Consider the following 18,281-nt stretch of genomic DNA (forward strand, 5'->3'; position numbering starts at 1 on the left):
CCTTTAACACTTTCGGGACTCAGCCCATACCTGTCCACAGGTTTAAACGGCTGCGTCGTGTTTCCCCGTATAGGGGAATGCTTAGGCTACCTTTTTGGGCGGCGGAGAAAACGGCTCCGTTTTGAGTAACAGCCCGCGTTGATGTAACCCTTGTATCCCGTTTACGGAATTAAATGGCTCAACTCGATCCCCGTCGCCAACCTGTTCGCCTGACGCCGATGGTCTTTGTCTCGGCGGCCGCGCTGACGGTCGGCACGCTCCTGTGGCGCGTTTTCCAGCCCATGCCCTCGACCCTGCCGGTGATGGACCCGTCCGCCGTTCTGGCGCTGGAAACCCGCGCCCTGGCCGAAGCCGCCGCGCGTCCAGGCTTCGCGCAACCTACCAATATCCAGATCATGATCCGCGCCGGCGAGACCCTGTCTCAGGCCCTGACGCGGTCGGGCGTCTCATCCAAGGAAGCGCAGGAGGCTGTCGGCCTGCTGTCGCAGGCCTTCGACGTCGTCAATGTCACCAAGGGCATGAGCGTTCAGGCCGCCATCGCGCGCCCGGAAGAAGGCCGCAAGCCCGCCCAACTGCTGGGCCTCACGGTCCGCACCGGCCCCGCCAAGCAACTGACCCTGACCACCAGCCACGACGGCACCATGCGTCTGCGAGCTCTGGAAGAATCCGTCCGCGACGAGCGCCGTGTGGCGATCGGCACCATCGACGGCTCGCTGATCACATCGGCCACGGCACTAGGGGCGACGCCGAACGTGACCGGTCAGGTGCTCAAACTCTTCGCGCACAAGATCGACTTCGAACGCGACATCAAGGCGGGCGACACCTTCAAGCTGGTCTTCGACCGCAAGGTGACCGAAAGCGGTCGCGTCGTGGAATCCGGCAATCTTCTGTACGCCGAAATCAACGCCAAGGGCGGGGTGACGCGCTTCTATTCCTATAAGCGCAAGGGCGACAAGGACGCGCAGTTCTTCGACGAGGCGGGCAAGAATATCAAGGGCTTCCTGCTGGCCACGCCGGTCGCGGCGGCGCGTACCTCGTCGGGCTTCGGCATGCGCCGTCACCCGATCCAGGGCTTCATGAAGATGCACACCGGCATCGACTTCGCCGCAGGCACCGGAACGCCGATCTACGCCGCCGGTGACGGCGTGGTCGCCGACGCCAAGTGGTGGGGCGGTTACGGTCGCTGGGTTCGCATCGCACACAACAAGGACTGGGCCACCGGCTATGCGCACATGTCGCAGATCCGCGTCCGCCCGGGCCAGCAGGTCCGTCAGGGCGATCTGATCGGCTATGTGGGTTCGACCGGCAATTCGACCGGTCCGCACCTGCATTTCGAGGTGTGGTACAAGAACCATCCGATGAACCCGAAGGATGCCAAGGTGCCGCAGGGCACGATCCTGGCCGGGAACGATCTGGTCGTGTTCAATGCGCGCAAGCACGAGATCGACTCGATGATCGCCATGGCCGATCAGAAGCGCACGCAGGACAATGCCGCGTCGCAAACCCTGGCCATGAAGGCCAGCCCTTATCAGTACGAAGACACGGGCGCCGCTAACAAGCTGGTCGCCAAGACCGAGCGCAAGAACATCCCGCTCCGCCCGGCATTGTCTTCGACACGCGGCAGTAACTAAACCGATCCTCGTTATTTTTGATTTCTCGCGAAACAAGTTCCTTGTCTCGGCGTGAAACCAAGTTAAGACTTTCGCCCATTGAAATTTGCAAGCGAAAGGCACACCGATGAGGATCAAAAACGGACGGCGGACTAGTGTCGCCCTGCTGGCGTTTTCGGCGCTGATCGCCTTCGCGCCGCTGCACGCTGCCGAGAGTGGTTACAAGACGCCGCCCGCCCCGATTGCACAGATACTCGATGCCGCGCCCACACCCTCCGTCATGGTCAGCCCGGAACGCAAGGTCATGGCGCTGCTGGGGCGCGAGAACCTGCCCTCCATCGCCGCCGTGTCCGAACCCATCCTGCGTCTGGCCGGCTACCGCATCAATCCGCGCAACAACGGCCCCATCGAGGCGCGCGCCCTGTGGCTGAACAGCCTGTCGTTCGAGGATGTCGCCACCGGCAAGGTGCGCGAGGTCGCCCTGCCCAAAGGGACGCGCTTTCTGACGCCGCGCTGGTCCGCCGATGGGTCGAAGCTGGCCTTCCTTGCCGATGCGGACGGCGGATTGGCCCTTTGGGTCGTCGATGTAAAGACCGCCACGGCCACGAAGCTCACCGACGGCATCGTCAATGCGGCGTTCAGCGCCTCGTTCGACTGGACGCCCGACGGACAGGCTCTGCTGATCCCGGCCATCGTTGCCGGTCGCGGCGCCCCGCCGGTCGAGGACACCACGCCGACCGGTCCCATCGTGCAAGAGTCCAAAGGCCGCAGCGCCGCTATCCGCACCTATCAGGACCTGCTCGGCAACGCCCACGACGAAGCCCTGTTCGACTACTATTTCACCTCGCAACTGACCCGCGTGGCCTTCGACGGCACGACAAAGACTATCGGCCAGCCCGCCATCTATGCCGGGATCGCCGTGTCGCCCGACGGCAAGTACCTGCTGACGACCAAGCTCAAGCGCCCCTACTCCTATCTGGTCCCCGCCGGGCGTTTCCCAACCGAGATCGCGGTGTCGACCATAGACGGACAGCCGGTGAAGGTGCTGGCCGACCGGCCTTTGACCGACAACCTGCCCGCGGCGTTCGACGCGGTGCCTGTCGGCGTGCGTTCGGTCTCGTGGCGTTCGGACGCGCCGTCGACCCTCGTCTGGGCCGAGGCGCAGGACGGTGGCAATCCCAAGACCAAGGTCGCCATCCACGACAGCCTGTTCACGCTGAACGCACCGTTCGATGGTGCGCCGGTCAAGCTGATCGATCTTGAACAACGCTATGCCGGGCTCGACTGGGGCCGCACCGATGTGGCGCTGGTCACCAGCCGCTGGTTCGACACGCGCAACGAAAAGCTGTTCCTGATCGATCCGTCGAAGCCCGGAACGGGTAAGGTGATCGGCGATCGCAACTATCAGGACCGCTACAACGATCCCGGCTCGGTCGTCAGCCGCCGCACCAAGGACGGCGAGACCGTTCTGCACTTCACGCCAGACGGCAAGTCGGTCTTCGTCACCGGCTCTGGCGCTTCTGCGGCGGGCGAGTTCCCGTTCGTGGGCCAGATGTCGCTCGCCGACGGCAAGGTGACCCGCCTGTGGCAGTCCGCCGCGCCGTACTACGAAGCCCCGGTGGCCCTGGCCGACGAGGCGGGCAAGACCGTCATCACCCGCCGCGAAAGCAAGACCGACGCGCCGAACTACTTCATCCGTCCGGTCGCCACGAGCAGCAAGCCGCGCGCCCTGACCGCCTTCCCCGACCGCGCGCCGCAATTCGCGGGCGTCAGCAAGCAGACCATCACCTATCAGCGCGCCGACGGCGTCAAACTGTCCGGCACCCTGTACCTGCCGGCGGGGTACGACAAGGCCAAGGACGGTCCGCTGCCGCTTCTCATGTGGGCCTATCCGGAAGAATTCACCGACGCTTCGGTCGCCGGTCAGACGGTCGACAGCGGCAACCGCTTCACGCGTCCGGGCGGCATCAGCCACCTGTTCCTGCTGACGCAGGGCTATGCGGTGCTCGATGGCCCCTCCATGCCGATCATCGGCAAGGACGGCGCCGAGCCGAACGACACCTATGTCGAGCAACTGACCGCCAGCGCGAAAGCCGCCGTCGACGCCGTGGTGGCTTTGGGCGTCGCCGACCGCAACCGCATCGCGGTGGGCGGCCACTCCTACGGGGCGTTCATGACGGCAAACCTTCTGGCCCACACCGACCTGTTCCGCGCCGGGATCGCGCGCTCGGGGGCCTATAACCGGACCCTGACGCCGTTCGGGTTCCAGTCGGAGCAACGCACTTACTGGGAAGCGACCAAGACCTATACCGAGATGAGCCCGTTCACCTATGTGCGTAACATCAAGGACCCGATCCTGCTCATCCACGGGGAAGCGGACGACAATTCCGGCACCTTCCCGGTCCAGAGCGAGCGCTTCTATGCGGCGCTCAAAGGCGCGGGGGCCAATGTCCGCTACGTCGTCCTGCCGAACGAGGCGCACGGTTACCGCGCGCGGGAATCGACCCTGCATACCTTGTGGGAAATGACCGACTGGCTGGATAAGTACGTGAAGAACGCCCCGCCGCGCCCGGCGAAAAAAGACTGATCGGTCAGAACCCACGACCCGAAGCCCTCTGGCGACCATGCCGGAGGGCTTCGTCGTTTTCAGGTGTCCGGCACGGCTTCCGGCGCTTGAGCATAGGCCGCCGACAGGTCGCGGTAATAGCGCGATCTCAAGGCCAGAACGGTGACCCCGACACCGACGACGCCTGCCAGCGTAAAGACCAGGGCTATGCCGCGCGCCGGACCGGTGCCGAACCAGCCGCCGATGGCCTCAGCTCCGGCCCCGTCGGTCATGAACGGGATGATAACGAACTGCGTCAGTGGCCCGATCAGGAACGCCGTCAGAGGCGAGGCGGCCTGTTCGATCGACTGCGCGAAGCCGAAGACGCGGCCCTGACGCTCCGGTGGCACGACCTTTTGCAGCGTCGTCTGCTCCGCGGCTTCCGCATAAGGCCCCAGCAGCATCCACACGAAGCAGCCGAAGGCTAGCAGCCAGATCGAGGCTTGCAGGGTGAAAACGCAGCAGACGCTCCACGTGATCAGATTGACCAGCAGGAGCGTGCGGACGGGGTTCTTGCCCAGGCCGGTCTTTGAAATGACGATACCGCTGAGGATAAAGGCGGTCGACAACGCTCCGAACAGCAGCCCCCAGACCTGCACCGAGACCAGCGACAGGCCGTAGGCGTCGAGCAGGGCCATGAAGATGCCACCGAGGAAGTTGTTGAAGGTCGCGAAGAAGATCAGGGCAAACAGGCCCGGCACACCGGCGATCACACGGATCGTGCCCTTGATATCGATGCGTTTCGGCTCGGCTGGCGCATCGGGATGGGCCTCCACACGGCCTTCATCGAGGCGCACCCACAGCAAATGCGCAAAGACGACAAGGGTCAGCACGACGGCCAGCATCAGCGCCACCACCATGCCGCCCCACCCGACCAGAAGCCCGCTGATCACCGAGGTGGTCAGGAACCCTATGCCCGTCACCATGCCGACGAGGCCGTTGGCCTTGTCACGGCGGTCTTCGGGGATCAGCATCGTCACCAGTGTCGGCAGAGCGATGGCGCGGATATTGCCCGCGATTACCCCCAGCATGACCAGCAGCACTAGAATCCACAGATAAGGCGCATAAGGATTGGCAAATACGCCCTTGGGCGACAGCAGCAACAAAGCCAGCGACGCCACGTAGAAGCCCGTCGAGACGACGCTTGACCCCAGCATGACCAGCTTTTTGGAATGATGATCGACCAGGCTGCCGAACCAGAAGCCGAAGCCCGCCGTGAAGACCAGATAGACACCCGCAATCATCCCGGTCGCAAACACCGACTGCGTCTCGATATAGACCCAGAAGGTCAGGGCGAACCAGACCGTAAAATTGATGATATTGGCGATCAGGTTGTTGCCGAGCAAGTGATAGAAAGCGGCCATGCTGCCTCCGGAGTTGAGGCAGCTACCCTATTCCAGCTTATCGACGCGGTACAGGGCCGGAAACAGCTTGATCCACGCGCCGGTAACCAGAATCGCCCCTACCCCGCCGAACAGGGCCGCCCCCACCGGGCCGAGCAACCGCGTTGCCACGCCGCTTTCGAATTCGCCCAGTTCGTTCGATGCGCCGATGAACAGGTAGGACACCGCCGCCACCCGCCCGCGCATCGGATCGGGCGTAACGATCTGCACCAGTGTGCCGCGCACGAAGACGCTGACCATGTCGGCGGCCCCGAGGATGGCGAGCGCCGCAACCGACACGGCGATATTGGTCGAGAGCCCGAAAATGACGGTCATCAGGCCGAACACGGCGACGCCGCCGTACATCCATTTACCGGCCTGATATTTTAGCGGCCTGCGGGCCAGCCAGATGGCGGTGAGCATCGCGCCGGCTGCGGGGGCTGCGCGCAATGCGCCATAGCCGATTTCCCCCGCGTGCAGTACGTCGCGCGCGAAGATCGGCAACAAAGCCGTCGCCCCGCCGAGTAGCACCGCCGCCAGATCGAGCGACAAGGCGCCGAAGACGATCTTGTTGGTCCAGATATAGATCAGGCCTTCGCGGACCATCTCCATCTTGGAGCCGGTCGGGGCATTGACGGGCCGCGTATCGATTTTCAGCGTCGCTACGAGCGCGCCGCCGATAAAAAACAACGCCGCCGACACGCCATAGGCGAACAGGGCCGAGACGCTGAGCAAGACGCCGCTGAGCGCTGCACCGGAAATACCGCCGATCTGAAAGGCCAGCGCGTTCGACGCGATAGCGCGCGGCAGGACCGATTTCGGGACCAGCATCGGGCCGATGGCGCTCGACGCCGGCGCGATAAAGGCCCGCGTCGCGCCGAGGAAGAACGACAGGACGATCAGGCCAACGATCGGCGGGTGCGCCTGGGTGGACAACGCCATATAGCCGAGCGCGATAAGGGCCTGCGCCGCGATGGTATAGCCCATGATCTTCTTGCGGTCGTAGCGGTCCGCCAATATCCCCGCCGGGAGCGTGAAGGTGAACATGGCGATGAACTGCGTCAAACCCATGATGCCGATATAGAGCGCCGCCTCGCCGATGCCGGAGTCCTTGCGTGCGGTCTCGTATATCTGCCAGGCGATGACCGCGCTCTGCGACGAAAACCCGAACACCGAACACAGGCGCGCGATCCAGAAATTGCGGTAGGCCGGTATCTGAAACGGGTTTTGCGGTTCGGGCGCGGCGGGCGGTTCGGAAACGATTTCAGGCGAAACGGGATTGGTCAAGGCAGGGCATCCGATACGAAACACAGAGGTGGCGCGGCGTCTTTTTTGCTTTTGTTTGGGCCAAAGTCGTCTTACACCACGCGGCATGGCGAATACACAAAAACCTTATGAGAATTCCTTGGACCCGGTCGAGCTTACGCAGGCGCTGATCAACCACGCCTCGGTGACGCCGGTCGATGCCGGGGCGATGGACCGCGTGCAACGGACGCTGGAAGCGCTGGGCTTTGCCTGCGAGCGGCTGAAGTTCGGCGAGATCGAGAACCTCTATGCCCGTCGCGGCACGGCGTCGCCGAACCTGTGCTTCGCCGGTCATACCGACGTGGTCCCCGAAGGCGCGACCGAGGGTTGGCGTTCCGACCCCTTCGCCGCAACCATCGTCGATGGCATCCTGACAGGACGCGGGGCCGTAGATATGAAGGGCGGGATCGCCGCCTGGATCGCCGCCGTATCGCGCTTCGACGACGTACCGGGCTCGCTGTCCTTCCTGATCACCGGCGACGAGGAGGGCGAGGCCATCGACGGCACCAAGAAGGTCGTCGAACACCTGCAACAGACCGGCGAGGTCATCGACCACTGCATCGTCGGCGAACCGACCTCTTCGGCGGTCCTGGGCGACATGATCAAGGTCGGCCGTCGCGGCTCCATCAATGTCACGATCACCGTCACCGGCAAACAGGGCCACGTCGCCTATCCGCAACGTGCCCTGAACCCCGTGCCGGTGCTGGTCGCCATCATGGCCGAACTGGATGCCCGCGTGCTGGATGAAGGTTACGAGCGGTTTTTGCCGTCGAACCTTGAGATCACCACCTTCGACGTTGCCAACACAACGACCAATCTTATCCCGCAATCGGCCAGCGGGCGTATCAATATCCGCTTCAATCCGAGCCATTCCGGGGCGTCCTTGCAGGCATGGATCGAAGGCGTCTGCGCCCGTCATGCCGAACGCACCGGCGCGAAAGTCGAGGCGAGAACCGCCATTTCCGGCGAGGCCTTCCTGACCGAAGCCGGGCCCTTCGTCGATGTCATTCAGGACACCATCCGCGATGTGCTGAAAGTCGAGGCCGATCCGTCGACGACCGGTGGCACGTCGGACGCGCGCTTTATCCGCGCTTTGTGCCCTGTGGTCGAGTTCGGGCTGGTGGGCCAGACCATGCACCAGGTCAACGAGTCGACGCCCGTGCAGGATTTGCACGATTTGACGGATGCCTATGCGAAGTTAATCGAACGGTATTTCAAGGTATTTGCGTAACTCCCTCCTCCCTGTCGCGCAGCGATGGGGAGGTGGCAGACTGCGAAGCAGGCTGACGGAGGGGGATGACTCCGAAAGTCTGAACACACTGAAATGCTTGGCGTTATCCCCCTCCGTCACGCCTTCGGCGCGCCACCTCCCCATCTTTGCCCAAAGGCTCGATAGGGAGGAGATTAAATCGAACTCCGGCCCTCAAAATCCGGGTTCTCCTCGTACGTGACGTGCGTCAGGTACAGCCCTTCCGGCGGAGCGACAGGCCCGCAGGCCTGACGGTCGCGCGCCTCCAGCGCCTGTTTCACACGCCCAACCTCCCAGCGCCCGATGCCGACCTCGGCCAGAGTCCCGGTCAGCGACCGCACCTGACGATGCAGGAACGAGCGCGAGGCAAAGACCAGATGTATCTCGTCACCAATCCGTTTAACGCGCGCGATATCGAGCGTCTTGACCGGCGACTTCGATTGGCAACGCAGGTCGCGAAACGTCGTGAAATCGTGCTTGCCGATCAGGCATTTCGCGGCCTCGATCATGGCATCGGCGTCGAGCGGCTTTTTGACGTGCCAGACGCGGCCCTGATCAACCGCCGGCGGCGCACGACGGTTGAGGATACGGAACAGGTACATCCGCCCGGTCGCCGAAAAGCGCGCCGAAAAATCGGGATCTACCTCAGACGCATCGAGTACCGACACCGGTTCCGGCAACAGATAGGCGTTCATGGCGTCGCGCACGACCCCGGCCTTGAAGGTTTTTTCGAGGTCAAAGGTCACCACCTGACCGGTCGCATGGACGCCGGTGTCGGTGCGCCCCGCCGTGGTCACGCGCACCGCTTCACCGGAAAAGCGCAGGATGGCGCGCTCCAGCGATGCCTGCACGGTCGGCAGGTCGCCCTGAGCCTGAAAGCCGCAATAGGGCCGGCCATCGTATTCGACAAGGAGGCTATAGCGGGGCATGACCACCCCTTATACTCCCCCAGTTTACTGGGGGAGGTGGCGGCCCGAAGGGCTGACGGAGGGGGGCTCGCGTAGACGAAACATCGGAGCAGGTTGTAAGTTCACGAGCCCCCCTTCGTCGTCTCGCTGCGCTCACCGCCACCTCCCCCGGCACGCCGGGGGAGTATGATGCAAGAGGGTTCATCCCAACACATCCCCGGCGCTCAGACCCGCACCATTGAGGAACTCTGTCGCGTCCTGCGCGCCCTTGCCTTCGCGCTGAACACGGAGCAGTTCGATCACCCCTTCACCGGTCGCGATAGTCAAACCGTCGAGCAGCGTCCCCGGTGCCTTGTCCGTCGTACCGCCGACCCGTGACATCAGCACCTTCAGCCGCTGTTCGCCCTTTGGTGTGTGAATCGTGGTCCACGCCCCCGGAAACGGCGACAGGCCACGGATATGCCAATCAAGTTCCTGCGCCGAACGCGTCCAGTCGATGCGCGCCTCTTCGGACGTGATCTTCTTCGCATAGGTCACCTCGCCGACCTGTTCCTGCCCGTCCGGCTGACTGCGTTCGATGGCGGCCAGCGCGACCGGCAGCAACGACGCCCCCAGCACCGCCAGCTTGTCGTGCAGGGTCGCCGCCGTGTCGGTCGCGGTGATCTCGGTCCGTCCCGACAGGATGATCGGCCCTTCATCGAGGCCTTCGGACATGCGCATGACCTGCACACCGGTATGGGTATCGCCCGCCATGATGGCGCGCTGGATCGGGGCGGCCCCGCGCCAGCGCGGCAGCAACGACGCATGTAGATTGAAGCAGCCGAGCGGCGGATGGTCCAGCACCTCGCGTTTCAGGATCTGCCCATAGGCGACGACGATCGCGGCGTCGATATCGAGCGCGGTGAAGTCGGCAATCGCATCGGCGGCCTTCATCGACTTCGGCGTGCGCACCTCGATGCCGAGGCTTTCGGCAAAGGCCTGCACCGGCGACGGCGTCAGCACCTGACCACGGCCCTTGGGCGCGGGCGGCTGCGAATAGACGCAAACGACCTCGTGGCCCGAGGCGACCAGTTCAGCCAAGGCCTTCACGGCAAATTCGGGCGTACCCATAAAGGCAAGACGCATGGAAACCTCAAACAACAAAAGCGCATCCGACAGGACGCGCTTTTGGCTCAATTCAACAAGGGATGCAAGCTTAGGCGGCTTTGCGGAGCTTCTTGACCTTGGTGACCGCCCGATCGCGTTTCAGCTTCGACAGGTGGTCGATAAACAGCACACCGTTCAGGTGGTCCATCTCGTGCTGGATACAGGTGGCATACAAACCGTCGCAATCCTCTTCGACGGTTTCGCCCTGATAGTTCAGGTAGCGGATGCGCACACGCGCCGGACGCTTCACCTCGTCATAGACTTCCGGCACCGACAGGCAGCCTTCGTCATAGACGGACAGTTCTTCGGACGCCGAGACGATTTCCGGATTGACGAAAAAGCGCGGGTTCTTGACGCCTTCTGAGTCCTCCGGGGCATCTTCCGGCTTCTCTTGCAGATCCATGACGATGATGCGGACCGGTTCGCCGATCTGGATCGCGGCCAGGCCGATGCCCGGCGCGTCGTACATGGTTTCCAGCATGTCGTCCATCAGCGCGCGCAGGTCGTCGGTCACGCCCCCTTCGACGGGTTTGGACACTTGCTTCAACAGCGGGTTCGGAACGGTAATGATTTCACGTATAGCCATGCTGTTAAAATAAGAGCCGCGAGGCGCGGGGTCAAGGCATCGGCGCTTCGCGGTCGACGATTGTTATAAAAACAACCCCTTACGCCCTGTCATTCGCGAAGCGCGAACGGTCGCGCCGGCCATTCACGAAGAAACCGGCGCTTTCGACGCATCCATCCGCCTCGGATCGGACCGGCGCTCTACATCGGGGTCAACACCCATCCCAACCCCTGAGGTTCACATGTTCAAACCGCTTCTGATCGCCGCCCTGTTGTCCGCCGCCGCCCTGCCCGCCGCCGCCGAAACCCTGACCGTCACCTTCACCAAGGCTCAGCCGAAAGGCGCGATCATGGTGGCGCTCTACAAGGGCGAAGACACCTATAACGGCGGCAAGCCGATCAAGGCCGAGACCGTCACGGTCACCGGCGACACGGCCACCGTAACCTTCGAGGTCGAGCCGGGTCAGTACGGCATCAAGGCCTTTCACGACCTCAACGGCAACGGCAAGATGGATTTCAACCCCTTCGGCATGCCGACCGAGCCCTTCGCCTTCTCGAACAACGCCGTCGGTCGCATGGGTCCGGCCAAATGGGACGATGCGGCCTTCGAGGTCTCCGGCAACACCACCCAAAACATTTCGTTCTAAGGAGCCGCGACCATGACCGATCTGTCCCGCCGTTCGTTCCTCTCTACCGTCACCGGTGCCGGTCTGATGGCCGCCGCGCCGAAATCCTGGGCCGCCGCCGCGCCCTCAGCCTCCGGAGACTGGCGGCTCGGCGTCGCCAATGCCCCCGCCGAAGGTTATGCGCCGTCCGCCCTTACCCGCCTGCACGGCCAGATGCCCAAGGGCCTGAGCGGCACGCTGTACCGCAACGGTCCCGGCTGGTTCCGCTATGGTGACGACGTCACCGGCCACTGGTTCGACGGCGACGGCATGATCCAGAAATACGACCTGACCGCGTCGGGCGTACGCCATACGGGCCGCTTCGTCGATACGGTCAAGCACCGCGTCGAGCAAAAACGTCAAGCCATCGTCATGCCGGGCTTCGGCACCAAGGGCCGCGCCGACGCCCCGGTCACCAGCAATGACGACGTCAACGCCGCCAATACCTCGGTCCTGCGCGTCGGTGACGAATTGTGGGCCCTGTGGGAAGGCGGCTCGCCCTATCGGATGGACGCGCAGACGCTTTTGACGCGCGGCCCGAAGACCTTCCGCGACGACCTGAAAGGCATGGCGTTTCTGGCCCATCCCAAGGTCGAACCGTCGGGCCGGATATGGAGCGCCGGGTTCATGGGCGCGAAAGCGTGGATCTGGCAATTGAGCCCGAACGGCGAGATGGAACAGGGCGCGATCATCGACCTCCCGGCTGCCGGTTACGCCCACGATTGGGTGGTGTCGGAACATTACCTGATCCTGCCGATGCAGCCGTGGGTCGCCAAAACCCGCACGCCGCCGTTCGTGGATTCGCTCGTCTGGGAAGCCGATCAGCCGATCCGCGTTCTGGTGGTGGATAAAACCGACTTCTCGAAGCGCCGCCTGTTTGAGCTGCCATCCGCGACCTATTTCCATACGGGCGACGCGTGGGAAGACAGCGACGGCACGATCCGTTTCGACGTCTGCCTCGCCAAATCGCCGCAGTTCGGGGCGACCGGTGCCCGCGAACTGGTCAAGGGGATTTACAAGGGCGACGAACACACCGAGGCGCATCTGGCCCTGATTACCCTGCGCCCGAACGGCAAGGCCGAGATGGAACTGACCAAGGCGTCGGCCGAATTCCCGCAGACCGATCACCGCGTTCAGGGCCTGCGTCACGACCTCGTGGCTCACGTCGGCGGTTACCTCAAGGACCGTCCCGGCGCGCATATGTTGTCGACGTACAACTGGCGCACGGGCAAGTCGGACACGCACGATTTCGGGCACGACGCGATTGTCGAGGAAGCCCTGTTCGTGCCACGCCCGGCGACCGCAGGGGGCACCGGCAAGGAGGCCGACGGCTGGTTTGTGGGGACGGTGCTGAACCTGAAAGCCAGGGCGACCGAACTGCACGTGTTCGATGCCGGGAATCTCAAGGACGGCCCGGTGGCCTCGTGGCGCTCACAACACGCAACCCCGCTGGGGTTTCACGGGACGTTTGCTCAACCCTAAAATCATACCTCCCCGGTGTACCGGGGTATAGCGCAGGCGAAAGTATAGCTTTCGCCAAGCGATGGGACCGCACGACGCGAAGCTTGTTTCGCTAGATGCGGTGGTGGGCCTTCACTGTCGAGGCCTCAGGCTCATCGGGCCAGCCGATTTATTTGCGACACTTACGCGAGCCCCCCACCGTCTGCTCACTACGTTCGCATCCACCTCCCCCAGTAAACTGGAGGAGTATGACTCATTCAGAACGGCTGCCCTCAACCACGGTCAACTTCGCCAAGGGCCGTGGCTGCACATCCAGCGGCGCCAGTTCCGGAATATCCTTGCCTTCATGGTTGACCTTGAGGTCCTCGAACCGCCGCGCCTGCGTCAGGACCTGCGATTCCAGTGACCCGACAAAGGCATTATACTTATCCACGGCACCGCTCAAATTCTTGCCGAGGCTGGCCACATGTCCGCCCATGACCGACAGGCGGCTGTACAGTTCGCGGCCCACAGTGGCCACCTCGTGCGCATTGTGGATCTGCTCCTCGGCGCGCCAGCCATAGGCCACGGCCTTGCACAGGGCGAACAGGGTCGTCGGCGTAACGATGATCACCTTGCGATCCATCGCCTCGGTCATCAGGTTCGGCATCCGCTCCAGCGCCATGCTGAGGATACCGTCGCCGGGGACGAACATGGCGACGAAATCCGGCGACTGTTCGCGGAACTGATCCCAGTAAGCCTTGTTCGACAGGTCGCGCACGTGCTGTTGCAAGGCGCGGGCATGGCGTTGGAAAATCTCTTCGCGCAACACGTCGTCTGTCGCCTCGATGGCCTCCAGATAGGCGGTCAGATTGACCTTGGCGTCGATGACGAACACCCCGCCGGGCAGCTTCACCGTCACGTCCGGACGACGGCGTCCGGCCTCGGTTTCGAGGTTCAATTGTTCGACGAAATCGAAGCGCGTCAGCCCTGCGGCCTCAAGCACATTACGCAGGGTTTCCTCGCCCCAGCGGCCCTGCACCCCCGCCCCGCGCCGCAGGGCATTGGCCAGTTTCTGCGTCACGTCGCGCGTGGCCGTGGACGCCGTCATCAGGCTGGCGATCTGCTCCTTGAGGCCACCCGTATCCTTGGCGCGCGCCTCTTCCATGTCCTTTACCTGCGCTTCAAACCGCGTCAGGGTCTCGGCGACCGGTTTCAGCGTATGGCCCATCCGTTCCAGCGCCAGCTTTTCACGCGCCACGAAATTCTCCTCGGCGCGTTTCAGCAGGGCTTCGGTCGATTGCGCCAAAGCCTCCTGAGACGCGGCCTGAAAATGGGCGCTCATGGCGGAACGTGCATCCTCAAGGTTCCGCGCCCGCTCGCGCAGTTGCGACACCTCGGCAGCGGCGGCCAGAAGCTTGTCCCCCAGTTCTTCGTTACGCATGCGCAGGCGGCGACTTTCCTGAAAGGCCAGGTAATAGCCGCCGGCCAGCACCAGCGCGGTCAGGAAGACGAGAATAAGAGCGATCGATTCAAAGTTCATGAAATGTTCTTGCCACGACGAAGCGGATATGGCAAGCCTTGTGTCACGATTCATCCGGCTTGTCAGGTCGGCGTGGCGGCGTATAGTCAAGTCGTAGAATGGGGGCCGTCATGGATTTCAAAAGCTTCGGCACTAAATTTATAACCGGCCGCACGCCATGGACCTATCTCTATCTGGCGCTCATCCCGTTCATCAACTGGTGCTTCGCCGCGGTGCCGCAAATCCCCCTGCCCGATCACGGCTCGTGGACGCCGATGTCGATCGTCACCGGCTTCGTGCTGGTCGTGCGCGACTTCGCCCAGCGCGAGATCAAGCACTGGGTCATCGCGGCTCTGTGCGTCGGTCTGGCCCTGTCGTTCCTGACGTCGGACCCGGCGGTGGCGCTGGGCTCGACCTGCGCGTTTGCCGTGTCGGAACTGATCGACTGGGCGATCTTCACCTTCATGAAGCGGCCCCTGTCGCAACGCGTGGCGATTTCCACCGCGATCAGTTCGCCGGTCGATTCCGCCGTCTTCTATATGATCGCCTCGATCAGCATCCCCGGCATCTTCAATATCTGGTCGCTGACGACCTCGGTGCTGAGCAAGCTGGCCGGGGTGTTGGTCGTCTATCTGGTACTCAGACGGCACGAGGCCAAGGCCACCGTAACGACCTGACTCGGTCCGAAAAACCTTCTCTCATTTACAATTGGTCTCGCCTGAGGTCAGAGATTTGAGTCGAGCCGCAGGAGGCGAGCGACGGCTGTATGTTTATACAGCCTAGCGAAGCCAACACACGGATCGGCCAAAGACCTGACCTCAACGGCGGCTCTTGAAGGCGTGGGCGATCGTGCCGTCGTCCAGCCAGTCGAGTTCGCCGCCGACCGGCACCCCGCGCGCCAGATAGGTGACCTGAACGCCCTGGGCGATGTGCCGGACGCGGTCGGCGATGTAGTGGGCGGTTGTCTGGCCTTCGACGGTGGCGGGCAGCGCCATGATCAGTTCTTCGACCTCACCATCGAGTACGCGCTGCATCAGGCCAGTCAGGCGCAGGTCTTCGGGTCGCACGCCATCGAGCGCGGATAACAACCCACCGAGCACATGATAGCGGCCCTTGAATGCCCCGACGCGCTCCATCGCCCACAAGGCGGAGTCTTCTTCGACGACGCAAATCATCGTCCGGTCGCGCGCCGTATCCGAACAGGTCGCGCACGGGTCCTGCGTCGAAAGCGCGCCGCAGATATGGCAGGAGGTGACCCGGTCGGCGGCATCCTGCATGGCCGAGGTCAGGGGCAGCAGCAGTTGCTCGCGCTTTTTCAGCAAGGCGAGCGCGGCCCGACGCGCCGAACGCGGCCCCAGCCCCGGCAGCTTCGACAGCAACGCCATCAGGCGTTCGATTTCAGGTCCGGCACCAGAGGCCATAAACTTACCCTAAATCCCCCTCTCCCCCCAAAAACCAAGAATGGGGGGAGAGGGATGGGGTGAGGGGGAAACACAGGAGGTTCAAAGAGCCCCCTCATCCGGCGCTTCGCGCCACCTTCTCCCCAAAGGGGCGAAGGGAAATTAGAACAATTTCGGTAAATTCGGCATATTGCCGAGCGGCCCCGCCGCTTCCTTCATCAGCTTGGACGAGGCTTCGTCGAGCTTCTTGCGGGCGTCGGCGTGGGCCGCGACGATCAGGTCGATCAGTACCTCGCCCTCGTCCGGCGTCAGAAGGCTCGGGTCGATGTGCATCTTCACCAGCACGCCCGCGCCTTTCAGCTCGACCGAGACCAGACCCGCCCCGGCTTCGCCGGTAACGGTGACCTCGTTCATCTTTTCCTGCGCCTCGGCAAACTTTTGCTGCACGGCCTGGGCCTGCTTCATCAGGGCGTTCAAGTCCATCAGTCGTCGTCCTTATCGCTTACTTCATCAAGGTTTTCAGGCGCCGGCGCGTCGGGTACGGTGGCTGTCACCGGCTTTGGCTTGGCGCGGTAGCTGAGGATTTCGGTCCCCGGAAACGCGCTCATCAGTCCTGAGATAAATGGATCGCTTTGCAGCTTTTGCAAGGCTTCGGCCCGTTCGCGGGTTTCACGCTCACGATAGGTCTCGGCCCCGCCGCCGCCTTCGGTGGCGATCAGCCAGCGCTGACCGGTCCATTCCTTGAGCCGGCTCGACAGCTTGCGCACCAGATCGATCGGCGCGTGCGGCGCGGGCTCGAAGGTGATCGCGCCCTGCCGGAACGAGATCAGTTTGACGTAGCGTTCGACATCAACGCGCAGACCGATATCGCGCTTATCCGAAATCAGGGCCAGCACGTCATCGAAACTATTGAGCTGGATTTGCGGTTCCTGTGCCAGAGCCTGAGGCCGCATCATCACGCCTTGCGCGCTGACACCCCCACCTGACGAACCACCGCTGCCCATGCCGCCACCCGGAGGGCCGCCACCGAGCAAATCCTCGCCGTTTTGCAGCCGCTTGAGCAGGGTTTCCGGCCCCGGCAAGTCCGAGGCATAACAGAAGCGGACCAGCGCCATTTCGGTCGCCGCCGCCGGATCGGGGGCGCGGCGGATTTCCTCGAAGGCCTTGAGCATCAGGGTCCACAGTCGCGACAAGGTCCCTGCCGACAGTTGCGCCCCCAAAGCCGCGACGCGACCGGCGGGCTCCTTGGGCAGACGCGTGGCCTCGGCCCCCAGCACCTTGGCCACCGAGGTCGCATGGCAATATTCGAGCAGGTCGCCCATGATCTGCGACGGATCGGCCCCGAAGCCGTACAGCGTCCGGAAGGCCAGCAGGGCCTCGGACATCTGACCGGAAATGATGTTTTCGAACAGTCCCAGCGTCGCCGAACGGTCGGCCAGACCGAGCATATCGCGAACGACCTCAGCGGAGACGCTTTGGCCTTCTTCGGACTGCACCAGCGCCTGATCGAGCAGGGACAGCGAATCGCGCACCGAGCCTTCGGCGGCGCGCGCGATCAGGGCGATGGCGTCCGGCTCGATCTGCGCCCCTTCGAGACGGCAGATTTTCTCCAGATGCGGCGTGAGCGTTTCCGGCTCGACGCGGCGCAAATCGAAGCGCTGACAGCGCGACAGGATGGTCACCGGCACCTTGCGGATTTCAGTGGTGGCGAAGATGAACTTGGCGTGCGGCGGCGGCTCTTCCAGCGTCTTGAGCAGCGCGTTGAACGCGCCGGTCGACAGCATGTGGACTTCGTCGATGACATAGACCTTGTAGCGCGCCTCGACCGGGGCGTAGCGCACGCTCTCCAGCAGTTCGCGCATGGCGTCGACGCCGGTACGCGAGGCGGCATCGAGTTCGAGCACGTCGATGTGACGGCCTTCGATGATCGCCTGACAGTGGGCGCCAAAGGTTTTCAGATCGACGCTGGGGCCGTGTTGTGTTTCGGATTCATAGTTCAGCGCCCGCGCCAGAAGCCGCGCCGTCGTCGTCTTACCGACCCCACGCACGCCGGTCAGCATGAAGGCGTGGGCGATCCGACCCGTGGCAAAGGCGTTCGACAGGGTGCGCACCATCGCCTCTTGTCCGATCAGGTCCTCGAAGGTACGCGGACGGTATTTGCGCGCCAGAACCGTGTAGGCTGCATCCTTTTTAACCGGCGCAGGGGCGCTGCCGCCGAACATATCGTCGGTATTGTCGTCGCGTTCGGTGGCGAACGGATCATCGGTTTCGGGCAGGTCGGACATGGAGCGATTTTATAACCGTAAACGCGCAGGTTTGCAGCCATAAAGCGCGATTCGCCCACAGCGTGCCAACAGGTTCTGTTTTAAGGAAAAGGTGAGACCGCGCGACCCGAAGGTGAATTCGTTGTGGCTGCTGCCTTCCGGCCCTGACCAGATTGGCGAGGCCTTCGCCCGCGCGATCTCACGGGCTATATGCGTATTTT

At 63.3% G+C, this 18,281-nt stretch carries 15 protein-coding genes and 1 other RNA gene; 6 read left to right on the forward strand and 10 right to left on the reverse strand.

Features of this window, described 5'->3' with window-relative positions; translation table 11 throughout:
* Window positions 1-173: 173 nt before the first annotated feature.
* Both AEYBE204_RS27075 and AEYBE204_RS27080 read left to right on the forward strand, forming a co-directional pair.
* Window positions 174-1,631 carry a peptidoglycan DD-metalloendopeptidase family protein gene (locus tag AEYBE204_RS27075; protein WP_023461581.1) on the forward strand — a complete coding sequence of 486 codons (1,458 nt, stop codon included), beginning with the start codon at window positions 174-176 and terminating at the stop codon, window positions 1,629-1,631.
* Between the two features lie 106 nt (window positions 1,632-1,737).
* Window positions 1,738-4,197 (forward strand): prolyl oligopeptidase family serine peptidase, encoded by a 2,460-nt coding sequence (locus AEYBE204_RS27080; protein ID WP_023461582.1) that lies wholly within the window; start codon window positions 1,738-1,740, stop codon window positions 4,195-4,197.
* A 59-nt stretch (window positions 4,198-4,256) separates the two neighbouring features.
* On the opposite strand, the gene AEYBE204_RS27085 is transcribed toward AEYBE204_RS27080, so the two are convergent.
* Together AEYBE204_RS27085 and AEYBE204_RS27090 are read right to left on the reverse strand one after the other, a co-directional pair.
* Entirely contained in the window at window positions 4,257-5,579 is a 1,323-nt protein-coding gene (locus tag AEYBE204_RS27085) for an MFS transporter (RefSeq protein WP_023461583.1), read from the reverse strand.
* Window positions 5,580-5,606: 27 nt separating this feature from the next.
* Entirely contained in the window at window positions 5,607-6,884 is a 1,278-nt protein-coding gene (locus AEYBE204_RS27090; RefSeq protein WP_023461584.1) for an MFS transporter, read from the reverse strand.
* An 85-nt stretch (window positions 6,885-6,969) separates the two neighbouring features.
* Between AEYBE204_RS27090 and dapE the strand changes: the two genes are divergently transcribed.
* Entirely contained in the window at window positions 6,970-8,133 is a 1,164-nt protein-coding gene (gene dapE / locus AEYBE204_RS27095) for a succinyl-diaminopimelate desuccinylase (protein ID WP_023461585.1), read from the forward strand.
* A gap of 173 nt (window positions 8,134-8,306) precedes the next feature.
* Here dapE and truA read toward each other — a convergent pair whose 3' ends face one another.
* The 3 genes from truA to def all read right to left on the reverse strand — a co-directional run bounded on the left by truA (window position 8,307) and on the right by def (window position 10,791).
* Window positions 8,307-9,080, reverse strand: coding sequence for a tRNA pseudouridine(38-40) synthase TruA (gene truA / locus AEYBE204_RS27100; RefSeq protein ID WP_023461586.1), 774 nt, complete (start codon window positions 9,078-9,080; stop codon window positions 8,307-8,309).
* A 180-nt stretch (window positions 9,081-9,260) separates the two neighbouring features.
* Window positions 9,261-10,184: a methionyl-tRNA formyltransferase gene (gene fmt / locus AEYBE204_RS27105; protein WP_031230122.1), complete on the reverse strand. Its 924-nt coding sequence runs from the start codon at window positions 10,182-10,184 to the stop codon at window positions 9,261-9,263.
* A 70-nt stretch (window positions 10,185-10,254) separates the two neighbouring features.
* A complete protein-coding gene (def, locus tag AEYBE204_RS27110; RefSeq protein WP_023461588.1) occupies window positions 10,255-10,791 on the reverse strand; it encodes a peptide deformylase in 537 nt (178 codons plus the stop codon).
* Window positions 10,792-11,011: 220 nt separating this feature from the next.
* On the opposite strand from def, the gene AEYBE204_RS27115 reads away from it, so the two are divergent.
* Together AEYBE204_RS27115 and AEYBE204_RS27120 are read left to right on the forward strand one after the other, a co-directional pair.
* A complete protein-coding gene (locus tag AEYBE204_RS27115) occupies window positions 11,012-11,416 on the forward strand; it encodes a DUF2141 domain-containing protein (protein WP_023461589.1) in 405 nt (134 codons plus the stop codon).
* A gap of 12 nt (window positions 11,417-11,428) precedes the next feature.
* Window positions 11,429-12,916, forward strand: a complete 1,488-nt coding sequence (locus tag AEYBE204_RS27120) for a carotenoid oxygenase family protein (protein ID WP_023461590.1) — start codon at window positions 11,429-11,431, stop codon at window positions 12,914-12,916.
* 232 nt (window positions 12,917-13,148) lie between these two features.
* Here the strand turns inward: AEYBE204_RS27120 and rmuC are convergent, their stop codons facing one another.
* On the reverse strand, window positions 13,149-14,417 hold the full coding sequence (gene rmuC / locus AEYBE204_RS27125) for a DNA recombination protein RmuC (RefSeq protein ID WP_023461591.1): 1,269 nt from the start codon (window positions 14,415-14,417) through the stop codon (window positions 13,149-13,151).
* Window positions 14,418-14,527: 110 nt separating this feature from the next.
* On the opposite strand from rmuC, the gene AEYBE204_RS27130 reads away from it, so the two are divergent.
* The gene (locus tag AEYBE204_RS27130) at window positions 14,528-15,073 is read left to right on the forward strand and encodes a VUT family protein (RefSeq protein WP_023461592.1); all 546 of its coding nucleotides are present in this window, start codon (window positions 14,528-14,530) and stop codon (window positions 15,071-15,073) included.
* Window positions 15,074-15,214: 141 nt separating this feature from the next.
* Here AEYBE204_RS27130 and recR read toward each other — a convergent pair whose 3' ends face one another.
* From recR to ffs, 4 genes are all read right to left on the reverse strand, one after another.
* On the reverse strand, window positions 15,215-15,817 hold the full coding sequence (gene recR / locus AEYBE204_RS27135; RefSeq protein ID WP_023461593.1) for a recombination mediator RecR: 603 nt from the start codon (window positions 15,815-15,817) through the stop codon (window positions 15,215-15,217).
* A gap of 141 nt (window positions 15,818-15,958) precedes the next feature.
* Window positions 15,959-16,282, reverse strand: coding sequence for a YbaB/EbfC family nucleoid-associated protein (locus AEYBE204_RS27140; RefSeq protein ID WP_031230128.1), 324 nt, complete (start codon window positions 16,280-16,282; stop codon window positions 15,959-15,961).
* Entirely contained in the window at window positions 16,279-18,081 is a 1,803-nt protein-coding gene (locus tag AEYBE204_RS27145; RefSeq protein ID WP_023461595.1) for a DNA polymerase III subunit gamma/tau, read from the reverse strand. The genes AEYBE204_RS27140 and AEYBE204_RS27145 overlap by 4 nt, the downstream gene beginning before the upstream one ends.
* An 87-nt stretch (window positions 18,082-18,168) precedes the next feature.
* Window positions 18,169-18,264, reverse strand: an RNA gene (ffs, locus tag AEYBE204_RS39880) — signal recognition particle sRNA small type.
* Between the last annotated feature and the right edge of the window lie 17 nt (window positions 18,265-18,281).

It is taken from the genome of Asticcacaulis sp. YBE204 (assembly GCF_000495855.1).
GTDB lineage: Bacteria > Pseudomonadota > Alphaproteobacteria > Caulobacterales > Caulobacteraceae > Asticcacaulis.

Excerpts from the sequence above, each read along its gene's own strand:
- AEYBE204_RS27075 (WP_023461581.1), top strand. The coding sequence starts at position 174 with ATGGCTCAACTCGATCCCCGTCGCCAACCTGTTCGCCTGACGCCGATG.
- AEYBE204_RS27080 (WP_023461582.1), top strand. The coding sequence starts at position 1,738 with ATGAGGATCAAAAACGGACGGCGGACTAGTGTCGCCCTGCTGGCGTTT.
- AEYBE204_RS27085 (WP_023461583.1), bottom strand. The coding sequence starts at position 5,579 with ATGGCCGCTTTCTATCACTTGCTCGGCAACAACCTGATCGCCAATATC.
- dapE (WP_023461585.1), top strand. The coding sequence starts at position 6,970 with ATGGCGAATACACAAAAACCTTATGAGAATTCCTTGGACCCGGTCGAG.
- truA (WP_023461586.1), bottom strand. The coding sequence starts at position 9,080 with ATGCCCCGCTATAGCCTCCTTGTCGAATACGATGGCCGGCCCTATTGC.
- fmt (WP_031230122.1), bottom strand. The coding sequence starts at position 10,184 with ATGCGTCTTGCCTTTATGGGTACGCCCGAATTTGCCGTGAAGGCCTTG.
- def (WP_023461588.1), bottom strand. The coding sequence starts at position 10,791 with ATGGCTATACGTGAAATCATTACCGTTCCGAACCCGCTGTTGAAGCAA.
- AEYBE204_RS27115 (WP_023461589.1), top strand. The coding sequence starts at position 11,012 with ATGTTCAAACCGCTTCTGATCGCCGCCCTGTTGTCCGCCGCCGCCCTG.
- AEYBE204_RS27120 (WP_023461590.1), top strand. The coding sequence starts at position 11,429 with ATGACCGATCTGTCCCGCCGTTCGTTCCTCTCTACCGTCACCGGTGCC.
- rmuC (WP_023461591.1), bottom strand. The coding sequence starts at position 14,417 with ATGAACTTTGAATCGATCGCTCTTATTCTCGTCTTCCTGACCGCGCTG.
- AEYBE204_RS27130 (WP_023461592.1), top strand. The coding sequence starts at position 14,528 with ATGGATTTCAAAAGCTTCGGCACTAAATTTATAACCGGCCGCACGCCA.
- recR (WP_023461593.1), bottom strand. The coding sequence starts at position 15,817 with ATGGCCTCTGGTGCCGGACCTGAAATCGAACGCCTGATGGCGTTGCTG.
- AEYBE204_RS27145 (WP_023461595.1), bottom strand. The coding sequence starts at position 18,081 with ATGTCCGACCTGCCCGAAACCGATGATCCGTTCGCCACCGAACGCGAC.